Annotated in this window: 15 protein-coding genes; 2 read left to right on the forward strand and 13 right to left on the reverse strand. The window is 64.0% G+C overall.

Annotation, left to right across the window (positions count from 1 at the left end; genetic code table 11):
• Window positions 1–4 precede the first annotated feature (4 nt).
• The 3 genes from AB7290_RS00855 to nth are packed head-to-tail and all read right to left on the reverse strand — an operon-like array spanning window position 5 to window position 3591.
• Window positions 5–1633: an MFS transporter gene (locus tag AB7290_RS00855; protein ID WP_085404982.1), complete on the reverse strand. Its 1629-nt coding sequence runs from the start codon at window positions 1631–1633 to the stop codon at window positions 5–7.
• The gene (locus AB7290_RS00860) at window positions 1620–2768 is read right to left on the reverse strand and encodes an HlyD family secretion protein (RefSeq protein ID WP_085404981.1); all 1149 of its coding nucleotides are present in this window, start codon (window positions 2766–2768) and stop codon (window positions 1620–1622) included. Before AB7290_RS00860 ends, AB7290_RS00855 begins: the two co-directional genes overlap by 14 nt.
• Before the next feature lie 55 nt (window positions 2769–2823).
• Window positions 2824–3591 carry an endonuclease III gene (gene nth, locus AB7290_RS00865; RefSeq protein ID WP_085405107.1) on the reverse strand — a complete coding sequence of 256 codons (768 nt, stop codon included), beginning with the start codon at window positions 3589–3591 and terminating at the stop codon, window positions 2824–2826.
• 22 nt (window positions 3592–3613) lie between these two features.
• On the opposite strand from nth, the gene AB7290_RS00870 reads away from it, so the two are divergent.
• Both AB7290_RS00870 and AB7290_RS00875 read left to right on the forward strand, forming a co-directional pair.
• Entirely contained in the window at window positions 3614–4147 is a 534-nt protein-coding gene (locus AB7290_RS00870) for a DUF2244 domain-containing protein (protein WP_085404980.1), read from the forward strand.
• A gap of 55 nt (window positions 4148–4202) precedes the next feature.
• Complete coding sequence (locus tag AB7290_RS00875; RefSeq protein ID WP_038932694.1) at window positions 4203–5099, forward strand: methylated-DNA--[protein]-cysteine S-methyltransferase; 897 nt, start codon at window positions 4203–4205, stop codon at window positions 5097–5099.
• A gap of 123 nt (window positions 5100–5222) precedes the next feature.
• On the opposite strand, the gene AB7290_RS00880 is transcribed toward AB7290_RS00875, so the two are convergent.
• From AB7290_RS00880 to AB7290_RS00925, 10 genes are all read right to left on the reverse strand, one after another.
• On the reverse strand, window positions 5223–5846 hold the full coding sequence (locus AB7290_RS00880; RefSeq protein ID WP_085404979.1) for a 2,3-bisphosphoglycerate-dependent phosphoglycerate mutase: 624 nt from the start codon (window positions 5844–5846) through the stop codon (window positions 5223–5225).
• A gap of 106 nt (window positions 5847–5952) precedes the next feature.
• A complete protein-coding gene (dapB, locus tag AB7290_RS00885; RefSeq protein ID WP_028148808.1) occupies window positions 5953–6768 on the reverse strand; it encodes a 4-hydroxy-tetrahydrodipicolinate reductase in 816 nt (271 codons plus the stop codon).
• 103 nt (window positions 6769–6871) lie between these two features.
• Window positions 6872–7870, reverse strand: a complete 999-nt coding sequence (locus AB7290_RS00890; RefSeq protein WP_085405106.1) for a M23 family metallopeptidase — start codon at window positions 7868–7870, stop codon at window positions 6872–6874.
• A 29-nt stretch (window positions 7871–7899) separates the two neighbouring features.
• Window positions 7900–8982, reverse strand: a complete 1083-nt coding sequence (locus tag AB7290_RS00895) for a helix-turn-helix transcriptional regulator (RefSeq protein ID WP_085404978.1) — start codon at window positions 8980–8982, stop codon at window positions 7900–7902.
• 178 nt (window positions 8983–9160) lie between these two features.
• On the reverse strand, window positions 9161–10522 hold the full coding sequence (locus AB7290_RS00900; protein WP_085404977.1) for an HlyD family type I secretion periplasmic adaptor subunit: 1362 nt from the start codon (window positions 10520–10522) through the stop codon (window positions 9161–9163).
• Window positions 10519–12234 carry a type I secretion system permease/ATPase gene (locus tag AB7290_RS00905; RefSeq protein WP_245344266.1) on the reverse strand — a complete coding sequence of 572 codons (1716 nt, stop codon included), beginning with the start codon at window positions 12232–12234 and terminating at the stop codon, window positions 10519–10521. Before AB7290_RS00905 ends, AB7290_RS00900 begins: the two co-directional genes overlap by 4 nt.
• A 122-nt stretch (window positions 12235–12356) precedes the next feature.
• Window positions 12357–13658 carry a calcium-binding protein gene (locus AB7290_RS00910; protein ID WP_245344265.1) on the reverse strand — a complete coding sequence of 434 codons (1302 nt, stop codon included), beginning with the start codon at window positions 13656–13658 and terminating at the stop codon, window positions 12357–12359.
• 409 nt (window positions 13659–14067) lie between these two features.
• Window positions 14068–14370, reverse strand: coding sequence for a DUF1330 domain-containing protein (locus AB7290_RS00915; protein ID WP_063980243.1), 303 nt, complete (start codon window positions 14368–14370; stop codon window positions 14068–14070).
• 62 nt (window positions 14371–14432) lie between these two features.
• On the reverse strand, window positions 14433–15146 hold the full coding sequence (gene pyrF / locus AB7290_RS00920) for an orotidine-5'-phosphate decarboxylase (RefSeq protein WP_085404975.1): 714 nt from the start codon (window positions 15144–15146) through the stop codon (window positions 14433–14435).
• A 6-nt stretch (window positions 15147–15152) separates the two neighbouring features.
• Window positions 15153–15731, reverse strand: a complete 579-nt coding sequence (locus AB7290_RS00925; RefSeq protein WP_085405104.1) for an NADPH-dependent FMN reductase — start codon at window positions 15729–15731, stop codon at window positions 15153–15155.
• Window positions 15732–15756 lie beyond the last annotated feature (25 nt).

A 15756-nucleotide genomic window follows, 5' to 3' on the forward strand; every position in this document is an offset into this window, starting at 1 on the left:
CCTCTCAGTTCACTTGCACCCCGCATTTGCGCAGCAGCATCTTGGCGAAACCGAACGGCGCCGGCGTGAACGGGCCCGGTGGCGCCCGGGTGATCAGCGCGACGACGCCGAGCGCGACCATCGCTAGCCAGAAGCACAGCCAGAAGCCGTCGATATAGGCGAGCACATTGGCCTCGCGCTGCACCAGGCCCGCGAGCGTGCCGACCGCGCGAGCCTGCGCCATGCCGGTGCCATGGGCCGCGAAGTAATCGGCGAGCTGCTTGAGCCTACCCACCACGTCGGCATTGCCGACCACAAGGTCCTGGCCGAGATAGAAGGAATGGACCTGCTCGCGCACGCGCAGCCACGTTCCCATCAGCGCGATGCCGATCTCCGCGCCGCCGAGCCGCATGATCTGGATGTAGGCGGCAAAGGAGGTGGCGCGGCTCGGATCGGCGTTCGACAGCAGCGTGATGATGATCGGCAGCAGGAGCAGCGACTGCCCGATCGCCTGGAGCAGCACGATGCCGACAAAATCCTCGCGCGCCCAGACATGGCTGAGCTGCGTGCCCCAGAGATTGGCCGCGGCAAAGCAGGCAAAACCCAGCACCACGACGAGCCGCGTATCGAAATGCCGCAGCAGCCAGATCGAGATCGGCACCAGCACGAACATCGGCAGCGCGCCATAGGTGAGCAGCAGCATCCCGCTCTGCTCCGGCCGGAGCAGAACGACATTGCCGAGGAAGTTCGGCACCAGCGACGAGTTGGAGAGGCTGGTCAGCGTGTAGAGCAGGATCAAGACCAGCCCCAACCCGACATTGCGCGAGAACAGCACGTTCACATGTGCCCAGGGCTGTCGCACCAGCGACTCGTTGACGAGGAAGCCTGCGAACAGCACCACACCGCTGACGAGCAGCGCCATCACCGTCCCCGAGCCCAGCCAGTCCAGCCGATTGCCCTGGTCGAGGCCAGCATAGATCATCGAGACCGAAGCGCCGAGCAGCAGCATGCCGCCCCAATCGGCCTCGCGCAGCAGCGTGCGGTTCACCGGCTCGCTCGGCGTGCCCAGATAAACCATCAGACCCATCAGCGGCGCGACCACGACGCCCTGCCAATACATCCATTGCCAGCCGAGATGGTCGACATAGAAGCCGACCAGGGAGCTCGACGTATCCAGCGCAAAGCCGACCCGGATCGAATAGAGCGAGATCGCCGGCACCCACCATCGGATCGGCAGGTTTCGTAGCACGATCATGAGCGTCGCAGGCACGAAGGTGCCGAGCAGCAGGCCGTGCACGACGCTGAGCGTGAGCAGCGTCGGATAATCGTGCACGAAGGGAATGATCAGCGACACCGCGGCGTAGATGAGGCTCGGAATGCCGAGCACGCGGCGCAGGCCGAACACCGTCGCGAGCCACGCCACCGCTGGCGCAATCAGGATCTGCGAGCCGATGCCGGCGGTCGAAAGCCAGGCGCCCTCGTCGAACGAGAGCGAGAACGCACCGCGCAGGTCCGGCAGGCCGACCGTGGTCAGCCGGCTGTCGAAATTGGCGAGGAACGAGCCGAGCAGCACCGCCGCCACGGCAAACAAGGGCTGTGGCGCGATGCCGCCGCGCGAGAGAGGCCCGCGACCGGCATCGTCATTTTCCGCCATTCGCGGCCTTCGTGTCGATGCTGGTGACGACCGACATGCCCGGCACCAGCCGCGCCAGCAGCGGCTGGTTGTCGTCGAACTGGATGCGCACGGGAATGCGCTGCACGACTTTGGTGAAATTGCCGGTCGCATTGTCCGGCGGCAGCAGGGCCACCTGCGCGCCGGTCGCGGGGGCAATGCGCTCGACCTTGCCGCGCAGCTTCTCGCGCGGGAAGCCATCGACGGTGATCTCGACCGGCTGGCCCGGCGCGACATGCGTGAGCTGGGTCTCCTTGTAATTCGCGATCACGTAGACCTTCGGCAGCGGCACCACATTGATGAGGTTGGTGCCGATGTTGACGTAGTCGCCGGGCTGCACCTGGCGTTCGCCGACGACGCCGTCGAACGGCGCGGTGATCCTGGTATAGCCGAGCTTCAGCTTCGCGCTCGCCAGCGTCGCCTTGGCCGCCGCGACATCGGCGGCGCGCTGCTTCTTGGTGCCCTGCAGAACTTCGAGTTGATGCTGCTGCGCGGCGATGACGGCGCGACTGGCGCGCACGTCGGCCTGCGCCTTCGCGTAGCCCGCGACGGCCTGTTCCAGCCGCTGCCGCGTGCCGGCTTCCGTCTGCGTCAGGGATTTCTGGCGATCCTGCTCCTGCCGGGCCTCGACCTCCAACGCTTCCGCTGACAGCTGCGCGGCCTGCGCCTGCGCGATGGTCGCATATTGCAGCTCGACCTGGTTGCTCAGATTGTCGAGCACGGCCTGCGCGGCGGCGACAGCGGCCTCGGACTGCGCGACCTGGGCCTGGTAGTCGGCGGGATCGATCTGGATCAGGAGATCGCCGGCCTTGACGCGCTGGAAGTCGGAGACCCCGACGGTCAGCACTTCGCCGGAGACGCGGCTTGCAAGCCGCGTCAGGTCGGCGCGCACATAGGCGTCGTTGGTGGTCTGGACCACGGCGTTGCCGACCCATTCGTCGAAGCGGAGCGTCGCCAGTGCCACGAAGGCGAGCGCGACGATCACGGCGAACAGGGGGATCGCGAGCCGGCTCCAGAGCGAGCTCGCCGGCCGCTGCGTCGGCTTCGGCGGCGGAGCCGGTGCCGCGGCCGGCGGTGGCGCCGGCGATGGCGATGAGATTTGTTCTTGCTGACTCACAACATGTCCCCAAAACCGGCTTGCTTCACATCGCCCCCGAAACGACGGCGCCACCTCAGACCGTCTTCTCCGGCCATCGGCAGAGATCGTTGATCAGGCAAACCTCGCAGCGCGGCTTGCGCGCGAGGCAAGTATAGCGGCCATGCAGAATCAGCCAATGATGGGCGTGCAACATGAACTCGGCCGGGATCACCTTTTCGAGACCAAGCTCGACTTCGAGCGGCGTCTTGCCGGGCGCCATCCCGGTGCGGTTGCCGACGCGAAACACATGCGTGTCCACCGCCATGGTGTGCTCGCCGAAGGCCATGTTGAGCACGACGTTGGCGGTCTTGCGCCCGGCGCCGGGCAGCGACTCGATCTCGGCTCGCGTGCGCGGCACCTCGCCGCCGAAATCGCTGAGCACTTTTGCCGAGAGCGCAATGACGTTCTTCGCCTTGGTGCGATAAAGGCCGATGGTCTTGATGTATTCGCGCAAGCGTTCTTCGCCGAGGTCGAGCATCTTCTGCGGCGTGTCGGCGATCTCGAACAATGCGCGTGTCGCCTTGTTGACCCCGGCATCGGTGGCCTGCGCCGACAGCACCACGGCGACCAGCAGCGTGAAGGGATTGACGTGCTCGAGCTCGCCTTTCGGCTCCGGATTGGCCTTGCGGAGACGGCTGAAGACCTCGTGGATCTCGGCCGGCGTCCAAGGTTTGGTAGAATTGGGTCTTGCGGCCTTGAGCGATTTCCTGGCGGGAGCCTTCGGCTTCGCAACTATCGCCTTTGCCTTTTTCTTCGGCACGGACGCTTTGCGCGGGGCCGGCTTGCGGGTGATTTTCGCCATGATCCGGATATACTGAGGGACGATGAGCACAGGCAACGAAATTGAGCGCGGGCGATCTGAAAGCGAGACGGACCCTCAGATCTTCTCCGCGCTCTTGACGCCGCACCGCTCGCTGAACCGCACCGGCTTCCTCGCCGTGATGCTGTTCCTGAGCGTGGTGAGCTTTGCCACCGGCCTCGCCTTCCTGATGATGGGTGCGTGGCCGGTGTTCGGCTTCTTCGGCCTCGACGTGCTGGTGATCTGGTGGGCCTTCAAGGCCAATTTCCGCAGCGCGCGGGCGCGCGAGGAGATTTCGGTCACGACGTCCGAGCTGCGGGTGCGGCGCGTCAGTCATCGCGGCCAGGTCGCCGAATGGACGTTCAATCCGCTCTGGGTCCGCCTCGACATGGAGGTCGACGAGGATTTTGGCATCGAGCATCTCTATCTGATCTCGCGCGGCCACCAGATCCAGATCGCCCGCTTCCTGGGCCCGGACGAAAAGGCAAGTTTTTACAAAGGCTTGGTTGAGGCCCTGAACGCCGCCAAGCGCGGCCCGACCTACAACCCGGTCTCCTGAGTCCGGATCGGAAATCGGGTGGTTTCGGCCCGGCGCCACGCCTACATTTCCAGTCATGATGACACTCGCCATAAATGACCAGCGCCTGGCCAAGCCAGGCTCCCAGAACGCCGCGTTGCGCGATTATGATTCCGTGCGCCGGGCGATCGCGTTCATCTCGGAGAACTGGCGCACCCAGCCGGCCATCGAAGCGATGGCGGATGCGGCGGGCGTCACGCCGGATGAGCTGCACCATCTGTTCCGCCGCTGGGCCTCGATCACGCCGAAGGCGTTCATGCAGGCGCTGACGCTCGATCACGCCAAGGGACTGTTGCGAGATTCCGCGAGCATTCTCGATGCCGCGCTCGACTCAGGTCTTTCAGGACCGGGCCGGCTGCACGATCTCTTCGTCACCCATGAAGCGATGTCGCCCGGCGAATGGAAGAACGGCGGCGCGGGCCTGACGCTGCGCTACGGCTTCCATCCCTCGCCCTTCGGCACGGCGATCGTGATCGCCACCGACCGCGGCCTGTCAGGCCTTGCGTTCGCCGATCCCGGTGAGGAGAAGGTCGCGCTCGCCGACATGACGCGGCGATGGCGCAACGCAACTTACGTCGAGGATCACGAAGGCACCGCGCCGCTCGCACAGCGCATCTTCGACACGAAGCTGTGGCGGCCGGATCAGCCGTTGCGCGTGGTGATGATCGGCACCGATTTCGAGGTACGGGTGTGGGAGACGCTGCTGAAGATCCCGATGGGTCGCGCGGTGTCCTATTCCGACATCGCCTGCAACATCAACAGCCCGAAGGCCTCACGCGCCGTCGGCGCTGCGGTCGGCAAGAACCCGGTCTCGTTCGTCGTGCCCTGCCACCGCGCGCTCGGCAAGAGCGGCACGCTCACCGGCTATCACTGGGGCATCACCCGCAAGCAGGCGATGCTGGGCTGGGAGGCCGGGCAGCTGGGGATGCAGTAGGCCCCGCTTCCGTAGGGTGGGCAAAGGCGCATAGCGCCGTACCCACCATTCTTCCGCGATCGCTGACACATGGTGGGCACGCTACGCTTTGCCGACCCTACGACTCCGCGCTTGTGGCGAAGCTCAGCCCGCCAGATCCAGCTTCGAGGCCACCGTCGAATCCGCGTTGAGCCGGTAGATGATCGGCACACCGGTCGCGAGCTCGCGCTTCAAAATGCCTTCGGGCGAGAGCTTTTCCAGCACCATGATCAGCGCGCGCAGCGAGTTGCCGTGGGCGGCGACCAGCGTGCGCTTGCCGTTGAGCACGCCGGGCAGGATCTCCTGCACGTAGTAGGGCAGCGCGCGCGCCAGCGTGTCCTTCAGGCTTTCGCCGCCGGGCGGCGGCACATCGTAGGAGCGGCGCCAGATCAGCACCTGGTCCTCGCCCCATTTCTTGCGGGCGTCGTCCTTGTTGAGGCCGGAGAGATCGCCATAGTCGCGCTCGTTCAGCGCGATGTCTTTGGAGGTCGGCAGGCCCTTCTGGTCGAGCTCGCCGAGAATGAGATCGAGCGTGTGCTGCGCGCGCGTCAAGACCGAGGTGTAGGCGACGTCGAACACGAGGCCCTGCGCCTTCAGCTTGCGGCCGGCTTCCGTGGCTTCCTTCACGCCGAGCTCGGTGAGATCAGGATCCTTCCAGCCCGTGAACAGGTTCTTCAGATTCCACTCGCTCTGACCGTGGCGCACGAGCACGAGGAGACGTTCGCTCATTGACTGCTTTCCATTCAGGTTATTGTTGAGGAATGATCTTGGCGGAAAGCCGCTTCACATCTTGCGCTGACGCGGCCCTTCGGGTCCGGTTCATGCTCCGGCTCGCTCAGATGTCTGCGAGACCGAGCACGTCGGCCATGGAGTAGTGCCCCGGCTTCTTGCCATGCGCCCACAGCGCCGCCTTGAGCGCGCCATGTGCGAACAGCATGCGGTCTTCGGCGAGATGCGACAGCGTCAGGCGTTCGAACGGACCGAGGAAGGTCACGCTGTGCTCGCCGGCGACGGTGCCGCCGCGCAAGGAGGCAAAGCCGATGTCGCCCGGCTTGCGCGCGCCGGTGATGCCGTCGCGGCCGCGATCCGAATGCTCATCGAGCGAGATGCCGCGGCCGGCGGCAGCGGCCTGGCCCAGCATCAGCGCAGTGCCCGAGGGCGCATCGATCTTCATGCGGTGGTGGGTTTCCACGACCTCGATGTCGAAGCTCTCGTCGAGTGCCTTGGCGACGCGCTTGACCACCGCGGCGAGCAGATTGACGCCCAGGCTCATATTGCCCGACTGCACCACGACCGCACGGTTGGTGACGCTCTTGATCACGGCGTTGTCGGAGGCCGACAGTCCGGTGGTGCCGATGACGTGCACGATGCCGCGCTCGGCCGCGATCGCGACATTGGCGATGGTCGCGGCCGGCACGGTGAAATCCAGGATGCCGTCGGCGTCCTTCGACATCGCCCAGAGGTCGGCCGAGAGTTTGACGCCGTTGGCCGGCAGGCCCGCGAGTACGCCGGCATCCTTGCCGAGCAGCTCCGAGCCGGGCGCCTCCAGGGCTCCCGCCAGCACCGCGCCTTCGGTGTCGGCAATCGCTCGTGCCAGCGCCCGGCCCATCCGGCCGCCTGCCCCAGCAACAATCAAACGCATATCGGACATGGTTCACCCTCTCCACGCCCTATAGCGGGAGCGGGCCGTTCCGGCAACCGATCAGGCCTTCAAAAGGCCCGTGGCGCGGGTCTCCCCGCGCACAGGTGCAACGCTAGAGCATGAGCTCCAGGTCTTTCCTGAGCACGATCTGACCATCGCGCTCGACAACATAGGTCGCCTTGTAGGAGCCGCGTTCCCACCCCCCGGGAGGCCGCTTCTTCCCCGCGAAGAGCATGAATTGCGCCTTGTTGGCCTGAAGTGGTGCAGACCGATTTTCCGCGATGACGTTGTCGAGGGGATCCTTGATGACCAGCCATTGCGCATCGCCTGCCTTCAGCCCGATGGCCCGCACGAACGCGACGATCGCCATCGAACCGGCGGACGGCTTTTGGCTCTCGGCACTGCCGTCCTCGATGAGTTCCATCGTGACCGGCCCCGTCGTAAAGCCCGCATTGAGGATGGCTCGTTCCTGGTACTCGAGTTTCGGGCGGAGGGCAGCAAGCCAGAGCGATTGACCGCCCTCGCAAGACTCGGGACGAACGCCGTACGCAAAGGGATCGACCACCGCGCCATTGTGCCTCACGGTGAAATGCAGGTGAGGATACTCCGTGAGGCCGGAGAGTCCGACACGGCCGAGCGGCTGTCCTAGGTCGACCTTGTCTCCAGGCTTGACCAACACACTGCCGGCGGCGAGGTGGCAGTACTGGGTTTCCCACTGCTCCGGATGTTCGATGACGACGCCATTGCCACATTCGGCCTCGCGCACCGCTTCGCGTCCCGACCTTGTGAAAGCGCCGTCCGGCGCGTCATTGCGTGTACGAAGAATGCGGCCGCCCGCCGCTGCGCGCACGTCCACGCCGGCCTTTTGCACTGCCAGTGAGGGCAGACGAAAGTCAGTGCCGTTGTGGTCGTCATAAGTCAGCGTGCCGCACTTGTAATCTCGCGCCGACCGCGACGGATCGAGATCCGTGTAATTCTGGATGTAGCAGGTGCGGCCAGGCTCGCAGGCAATCGGAAGCGCCAATTGAATGCTCTGGGCATCGGCAGAGAAGCCGGCCCCGGCCAATGCCAGGGCAGCGAACGCCCGGTAGAGAAAACCTGCGCAGCTCATGCGCCTCGACATCGCGGAGAACCCCGTACTCAGTCAGGCGAATGCTTGCCAGCCGTCCGCAATCTCATCGGACCCTCTTCGTCCAATCGACCGTCGGAGGCCGGCCGGCTCACCCAGTTCTCGCGCCTGCCAGCGCCAAAAGGCGATTGGGTGAGATGATACAGAAGAAAGAACTCCGACTGTCGGTTGATCCCCAGTTTGAGCATGATCCTCTTGGTGTAGGTTCGCACCGTTGCCTCGGTCAGCCCAAGCTCGGCTCCAATATCGCGAGGGCACTGGAATTGAAGAATCCGGGCGACGATTCTTTCCTCAGCCCAGTTCAAGCCGAAGGCAGATGCGATGCAGTGCGCGCCCTGCACGTCATCGAATTGCGGCACGACGATGAGGGCCTGTCCCAGCTTGTCATGCGTTGGAACAGCGCCGATCTTGGCGAAGGCGAATTGCTGACGATCCGTCGAAAGCGGTACCGTAGTGTTGAACCATCCATGAGTCCCGCTCTCGATGAGCACTTTCCCGATTGCCCCCCGCAAGCTCTCGGTCACGGAAGCGCATGAGCCAGCGAGCCTGCCTCCTTCCATCCTGAGCAGCTCGCGCTTGGCAAGCAGCACGCGTCCACCACGATTGACTGCGTAAATGTGCAGGCCCTGGTCCACGACGATGGCGGGAAAGGTCAGCTCTTCGAGCCAGAGTTGCGCATCGACCTGCCCCGGCGCTTGCCGGGCAAGTGAATGAGCAGCCTTCCATAACGGGCGCACGGTATGCGCCAAGCCGGGAATCTCCGATGCCGCAAGTGCGGCCGGTCGCCATCCGGCCACGAATACGACCGTGGTTCGCTCATCGGAAGCAAACCTGCCGATGACCGAATGACTCTTTACCGGGGGTTCCGCGCCGATCAACTTGCGGACGAAGGAGGTCCGGGAATTGATCGGCTCGAGCGAGGCGACGTCCTCGGCCGTACCCTTGCGCGCAAATCGCTCAACCATCGCCGCGCATGACGGATCGGCAGGAGCATCTCCGATCCTGGCTTCTTCCAGCCCGGAGGCGGATAGCATGGCTACGTAGCAGCTCCGGCAGCCGAGCAATTCCGCCATGGCCTTCGCGAAATATTCCATTGCGGCCTGTTGCGGGCGTGGCTCCGGACAAGACCCAGACGGACCGCATCCGTCATTGCCTTGCTTCGAGGCGCGCTCGACGCAATCGGAACGAAAATCATCCTGTGCGGAAGGTAGTGCCTTACTGCACTCATGCACGGTCGCCTCCCTCATAGGCCGGCCCACCCCTTACCAGCGCTTAATTCTCCCTGAACGCACGGTTGATCCGTAACGTCATCGGCTGCAAAAGATATTCCGCAAAGGTTCGTTCCCCCGTCTCGACAAATATCTCGACAGGCATTCCAGGCATCAATGTGGAGATGTAGGAGGCCGTCGGCGCGTTGGGGTCCAGCTCAACCTCGGCCAAATAGGAGCTGTCACCGGAATGGGTGTCGGTCAGTGCGTCTGCCGCAACGCCGACCACCCTTCCCTCAAGCATCGGCCGGCGGCGAATGTTCAGCGCGTGAACTCGCACACGCGCCATCTGTCCGACATAGACCTCTTCCCGATCGGCAGGCTTCAATGTCGCCTCGATGACAAGCCGATCTTGCATCGGAACGATTTCCAAAAGGGTTTCCCGAGGTCCAAGCACGGCATTGAGGTCCCTGCTGTTGAGGCCGACGATCCTTCCACTTTCCGGGGCACGCAATTCAGACCGGACAAGCTGGGCACGCAACGCGGCAATTCGATGTCTGAGGTCGCCGATCTCCTCGCTGGTCGCATGCCGCTGCTTGGCGATATCCTGATTTTGGTTGAACCCCAGCTGCCGGCGTCTGTCCTGCAACTCCGCGATCTTGCCCTGCATCTCCGAGATTGACGCGGCATTACGATCGACCTGTCCGGTGGCCTCGGCTTCGGCGCGTTGCAAGGCCAGCAAACGTGGTTTCCGGGCGAGGCCCTTTGCGAGGAGATAACTCGTGTCGGCGATTTCTTCCCGCAACAGCTTGAGTTGCTGTTCAAGCCCTTGGGTGTTGCTCTGCAGGCCGCGGATGGTGTCCGCGTTTTGCAGCATCTGCTGATCGATCACCTTGCGCTCGTTCTCAATCGCGGCCAGTCGCGCGGCAAATTCGGCCTCCTGGGTTTGAATGGCGATACGTGCGGAGAGACGCGTCGCACTTTCCCGCAATTCGTCCGGAAACCGGATTGACTTCGCGGCGTCCTGCTCCGCCGCCAGCCGGGCCTCCATCGCCAGATCAGCAAAGAACTTCGTTTCGAGGGAACCAAGGCTCCCTTCGATCTGCGCGGTGTCGAGCCGTGCAATGAGTTGACCGGCTTCGACGTGATCGTTCTCCCGGACATAGATCGATTTGATGATTCCGCCTTCCAGATGTTGCACAGCCTTGCGCTTCGAATGGACCTTGATGAATCCTGGTGCCACGACAGCGCCGCGGAGCGGAACCGTGGTTGCCCACAAGCCGAAGCCGCAAAATTGCAGGACGAGCAATACACAGCCCCATGCGATGATCCGTCGCATGTCGGATCGCGGTTGCTCCGTCGGCCAGGTCTTCGACGGACCTGCAACAGGCGCGGACATCGCGGAGGCATGACCGGTCTGCGTCATGGAATGACCCTCCTGCCTGGCAACCTCTGAGGTTCGACATTGCGCGGGAGCCCTGGCGAACCCGGTACCGGTGCCGGCCGCTGGGCGCGAAGAACATCATATGGCGGTCCGAAGGCGACCTGGTTGCCGTCCCTCAACAGCAGCACGGCATCGGCGATGGTCAACAGCCGCGGCCGGTGGGTGACGATCACCGACGCCGCGCCGCGCGCTTTGGCCGATTGAATGGCGGAGCACAACGCTTCTTCGCCGTCCGGGTCGAGATTGGCATTGGGCTCATCCAGCAGGATCAATTTGCGATCGCCGAAGAAGGCGCGTGCAAGACCAATGCGCTGACGCTGGCCACCGGATAGCCTGCAGCCGTCGCGGCCGATCTCGGTCTGGTAGCCGGCCGGAAGGGACAGGATCATCTCATGCGCCTGCGCGAGCATGGCCGCGGCGACGATGGCCTCGTCCCGTGCGTATTCGTCGAACCCGGCAATGGCTTCGGCCACCGTTCCATCCAGGAGCTGCACGTCCTGGGGGAGATAGCCGACGAATTGCCCAAGCTGGTCGGGATCCCAGGTATGGAGTGCTGCGTGGTCCAACCGGATCGTACCGCTGGTCGGCCGATCGAGGCCTGCCATCAAGCGCAGCAATGTGGATTTTCCGGCGCCGGTCGGCCCGATCACGACGACAAGCTCGGACGGCCGGCATTGAAATGATATGCCCGCGAGGATGGGACGCTGCGTCCCGCCAATCCGGAATGTCACCCGTTCGACCTTGAGCATGCCGGCTGGCGGCGGAAGCAACGTCTTCCGCGGACGCGCAAGCACCGGCATCGCGGCGTTGCAGACCTGCGTCCAGGCGTCCTGCGCAGATGCCAGCGCGCGCCAGGCCGAGACCAATCCTTCCATGGGCTGCAATGTGCGCGCTATCAGGATCGAGCTCGCGATCAGACTGCCGGACAGCACCTCGTTCTGGAGCACGAGCCAGGCACCGCATCCGATCGCGGCAATCTGCAGAATGGTCCTGACCATTCGCGCGGCGGCGCTGATCGTGTAGATGCGTTCGCTGGCCCGCACCACCGGAGCCAGGGCTTCGTCATTGAGGCTCATGAACGCGCGGATGGCGCCCCGGGTCCAGCCCATCGCCCGCACCACGCTGGAGTGCCGGACGATTCCATCGAGCAAGGCCTGCGTCTTCAACGCGGCCTGCGAAGCCTGCGCAATTTCCCCGCGCGCGATCCAGTGGCTTGCGACACCCATCGCCAGCAGGACCCCCACCCCGATCAGGGCTATGACGCCATACCAGGGGTGCAGGAAGAACAGGATGAGAATGAACACCGGGAGGAATGGAGCATCTATCAGCGATGTGACCGTTCCGCTCGACAGGAAAGTTCTCAACTCGCGAAGCTTGACCAGATCGTGCTGCCGGCCGTCGCCCGGCGCCGCGCCGGTGATGCTGCCTTCAAGGATGATCGGAGCGAGGCAGTGCTCGAACCCGACCGCGAACCGGCTCAACAGGCGGTTACGAAACGTGTCGAAGGCGGCGCTGAAGGCGAGAGCGCCGACGGCGATGACGGTGAGGCCGACAAGCGTCTCGACGCTTCCGCTGCTGAGCACGCGGTCGAACACTTCGATGGAAAAGAAAGGTACGACCAGCAGCAGCAGGTTTACGGACACGCTGAAACAGACGATCCACACCAATGCGAATCGTCCCGGAATCAAGGCCACCAGCAATCTCTGACCAGATGCTGGGATCACACCACGGTTACGCGAATACATAACTTGCCGGCACTATCACTGACTGAAATGAGGGCGGGGCGGCCTGACAGCCGCCCCGCTACTAGTCGGGACTAGACAACGTCAACGGCCGTATAACCGGCGGCAGTGTTGATTTCGGCGATCGACTCGAACGGTGTCGCGCCGCCCGTGATGCCATCGAGCTGGATGGCGCCGAAGCCGAAATCCAGCACGGTGTTGGTGCCGTCGTCGTCCACTACCACTGTAGCCGGGTCAAAGCCTGGCGGAGCGTCGACAACAACGGCATCGCCATCGGCAAAGCTGAGATCGGTGACTTCATCGTTGCCGAAGTTCGTAGCTGTGTTGTCGCCGAAATTGTGCGTATCGGTACCAGCACCGCCCGTCAGCACATCATCGCCGAGTCCACCGTTGAGGACGTCGGCGCCATTGCCGCCGGACAACTCGTCATCGCCGTTACCGCCGTTCAGGGTGTCATTGCCGGCGCCGCCCGACAGGATGTCAGCCCCAGCCCCGCCGTTCAGGACATCGGTGCCGTCGCCGCCATCGAGCGTGTCATCTCCGGCGTCGCCGTCGAGCGTGTCGTTGCCGGTTCCGCCGCTCATTTCGTCATCACCGGCGCCGCCGCTCATGGCATCGTTGCCCGCGCCGCCGGCCATCTCGTCGTCTCCGGCATCGCCGAACATCGTATCGTTACCGGCGCCGCCGTCCATGATGTCGTCGCCCGCGTCGCCGTGCATGGTGTCGTTGCCATCGCCACCGTCGAGCGTATCGGCGCCCAAACCGCCGTTCAGGATGTCGTCACCGGTACCGCCGTTCAGCACGTCATTGCCAAGTCCGCCGTTCAGCGTGTCGTTGCCGGCATCGCCATTCAGAGTGTCATCTCCGAATCCACCGTTGAGTAGGTCGTTACCGTCGCCGCCATTCAAGACGTCATTGCCGGCGTCGCCGCTCAACGTATCGTCGCCGGCGTCGCCCCACAGGGTGTCGGCACCCGCACCGCCATGAATGTCATCATTGCCGTCGCCGCCGTGGATGCTGTCGTCGCCGGCGTCACCAAAGAGCTGGTCAGCGCCGTTTCCGCCATCGATGGTGTCGTTGCCTTGGTCGCCATGGACGATGTCGGCGCCGGCATTTCCGTTCAGCGTGTCGTCGCCCGCGCCGCCGTTGATCGTGTCGTCGCCGGCGCCACCGGTGATCGTATCGATACCGGCATTTCCATCAAGGATGTCGTTGCCGGCACCGCCATCGATGGAATCATTGCCCGCGCCGCCGCTTACGTCATCATTGCCGTCCAGGCCAGTAATGGTGTCGTTGCCTTGAAGGCCAAAGATCTGATCGTCTACATTCGTGCCAGGCAACACATCGTCGCCTGCTGTTCCGATGATCAGTGCCATGATCTTCACTCCCTTTGCATGGAAATGCGCGATGCGGGTCGCCTTGCGGCCCGTCACGGACGTCGCAGATTTCGGGTTGGCTTGATGCCCATCACCGATCGATGTGGGCTCCGATCAAGCAACCTTGGATGAAACGAGAGCGATCCAGCAATCCCCATTTGGGGACAAAAGAATACGGCAAGCTGGTGGACCCAATGACGGCCACGGTCTTCGTCTCAGGCGCGAACGACCCTCAGGCGTTCAAGCGAATGAGTCCGTCAAGGTGATGCAACTTGATGTCGACGTGAGTGCGAGCGGAGATGTCCGCGACGCTCTCCTGATCGCGTGCGATGATCGCACGCGCGTGCTGTCCGCTAGAGCCGGATGATGCTCGCGTCAATCCAGGATAGGCTCTCGCGACGATCCGTCTTCATGGCTGCGGGCCGTCATAGCCCTCGATGATGATGAGGTCGGCGATGGAGTGCGGCTGGCGCACCTTGATGTTGGCTTGGTATTCCGGCGAGTTGTAGCAGGCGATCGCGGTCTCGTAGTCCGGAAATTCAATCACGACGTTGCGCGAGCGGCTGGCGCCTTCGACGGTGGTGAATTTGCCGGCGCGGACGACGAAGCGGCCACCCCATTTCTTGAAGATCGGACCGTTGGCGACGGCATAAGGCTTGTAGCCCTCGTCACTGCTCACATCCACGCGCCCGATCCAGTAGCCCTTTGCCATTGTTCTTCTCCCTGTTTGTCGGTCTCTATCTAAGCATGAAACCGCTGCGCGGTTTTTCCGAATCATGCGCCGAGCGCCTGCGCGATCTCGGCCTGGATGGCTTCAGCGATCGCCTTGGGGTCGGCGGCTTCCACCACCGGCCGTCCGACGACGAGATAATCGGCGCCCGCGGCAATTGCGCGGCCCGGCGTCATGATGCGTTTCTGGTCGCCGCTCGCAGAACCCGCCGGCCGGATGCCTGGGGTGACGAGATGCATCTGGTGGCCGACGATCTTGCGCAAGGCGCCGACCTCCTCGGGCGATGACACCAGCCCGTCGACGCCGAGCACCTGCGCCTGCTGCGCGCGCGCTTCGACCAGCTCGGCGACGCTGAGCCGATAGCCGGCCGCGTGCAGATCGTCGTCGTTGTAGGACGTCAGCACCGTGACGGCGAGAATCTTCAGGCTCGCGCTGCCGCGGCCTTCGACCGCGCCCTTCATGGTCTGCGGATAGGCGTGCACGGTGAGGAAAGTCGCGCCCAGCCTGGCCACGCTCTCCACACCACGCGTGACGGTGTTGCCGATGTCGTGCATCTTGAGATCGGCGAACACCTTCTTGCCCTTGTCGGCGAGCTTGCCGATCAGCGGCAGGCCGCCGGCATAAGCGAGCTGATAACCGATCTTGTAGAAGGTGACGCTGTCGCCGAGCCTTGCGATCATCGCCTCCGCGGCGTCAACGCTGGGCAGGTCGAGCGCTACGATCAGGCGGTCCTTCGGAGCGATCTCGGCTGGCGTCATGTCACCTCACATCATGCGTTGGGAAATGTCGATCAATTGCCGCACCAGCTCCTTCAACGCGGCGATGTCGCCCTCGTTCTTCAGCCTGTCCATATCGTCATAGGCCTGGTCGGCAAAGGCGAGCGTGAGCTGGCTGGCAATCACATTGGCGTGGCAGGAGGTCAGGATCAGCCGCAGCGCCTGGAGCGCACGGGCCGCACCGAGCCGGCTCTGCGAGGCGCCGGCGAGCGCGAAGGCGCGGTTGCGAAACACGTCGCCGCGCGTCTCGTGCAGCTCATGTACGCGGCTGATCCAGTCGATCGCGTTCTTGAGCAGCGGCGGCACCGAGGCGTTATATTCGGGCGAAACGATCAGCACGCCATGATGCGCGCCGATCATGCGCTTGAGATTGATCGCGTGCTTGGGCGCGCCCGACTTGGCCTGGAGATCGCCGTCATAGATCGGCAGCGGAAAATCGGCGAGCGAGATGCGGGTGACGTCGACGCCGGCCTGGGCGAATTCATAGGCGGCGACCGCCGCCAGCTTCGCATTGTGCGAGCCGGTGCGCAGCGAGCCGGGAATGACCAGGATTTTGGGTGCGGACATCCACTTCCATGCGTTCGGCGAAACG

It is taken from the genome of Bradyrhizobium sp. 613_E4_N2_2, assembly GCF_052075995.1.
GTDB classification, from domain to species: domain Bacteria; phylum Pseudomonadota; class Alphaproteobacteria; order Rhizobiales; family Xanthobacteraceae; genus Bradyrhizobium; species Bradyrhizobium barranii.

Coding starts and splice junctions, on each gene's coding strand:
- AB7290_RS00900 (WP_085404977.1), bottom strand. CDS start 10,522: ATGACGCAGACCGGTCATGCCTCCGCGATGTCCGCGCCTGTTGCAGGT.
- dapB (WP_028148808.1), bottom strand. CDS start 6,768: ATGTCCGATATGCGTTTGATTGTTGCTGGGGCAGGCGGCCGGATGGGC.
- AB7290_RS00880 (WP_085404979.1), bottom strand. CDS start 5,846: ATGAGCGAACGTCTCCTCGTGCTCGTGCGCCACGGTCAGAGCGAGTGG.
- AB7290_RS00855 (WP_085404982.1), bottom strand. CDS start 1,633: ATGGCGGAAAATGACGATGCCGGTCGCGGGCCTCTCTCGCGCGGCGGC.
- pyrF (WP_085404975.1), bottom strand. CDS start 15,146: ATGACGCCAGCCGAGATCGCTCCGAAGGACCGCCTGATCGTAGCGCTC.
- AB7290_RS00915 (WP_063980243.1), bottom strand. CDS start 14,370: ATGGCAAAGGGCTACTGGATCGGGCGCGTGGATGTGAGCAGTGACGAG.
- nth (WP_085405107.1), bottom strand. CDS start 3,591: ATGGCGAAAATCACCCGCAAGCCGGCCCCGCGCAAAGCGTCCGTGCCG.
- AB7290_RS00895 (WP_085404978.1), bottom strand. CDS start 8,982: ATGGAATATTTCGCGAAGGCCATGGCGGAATTGCTCGGCTGCCGGAGC.
- AB7290_RS00890 (WP_085405106.1), bottom strand. CDS start 7,870: ATGAGCTGCGCAGGTTTTCTCTACCGGGCGTTCGCTGCCCTGGCATTG.
- AB7290_RS00875 (WP_038932694.1), top strand. CDS start 4,203: ATGATGACACTCGCCATAAATGACCAGCGCCTGGCCAAGCCAGGCTCC.
- AB7290_RS00910 (WP_245344265.1), bottom strand. CDS start 13,658: ATGGCACTGATCATCGGAACAGCAGGCGACGATGTGTTGCCTGGCACG.
- AB7290_RS00870 (WP_085404980.1), top strand. CDS start 3,614: ATGAGCACAGGCAACGAAATTGAGCGCGGGCGATCTGAAAGCGAGACG.
- AB7290_RS00925 (WP_085405104.1), bottom strand. CDS start 15,731: ATGTCCGCACCCAAAATCCTGGTCATTCCCGGCTCGCTGCGCACCGGC.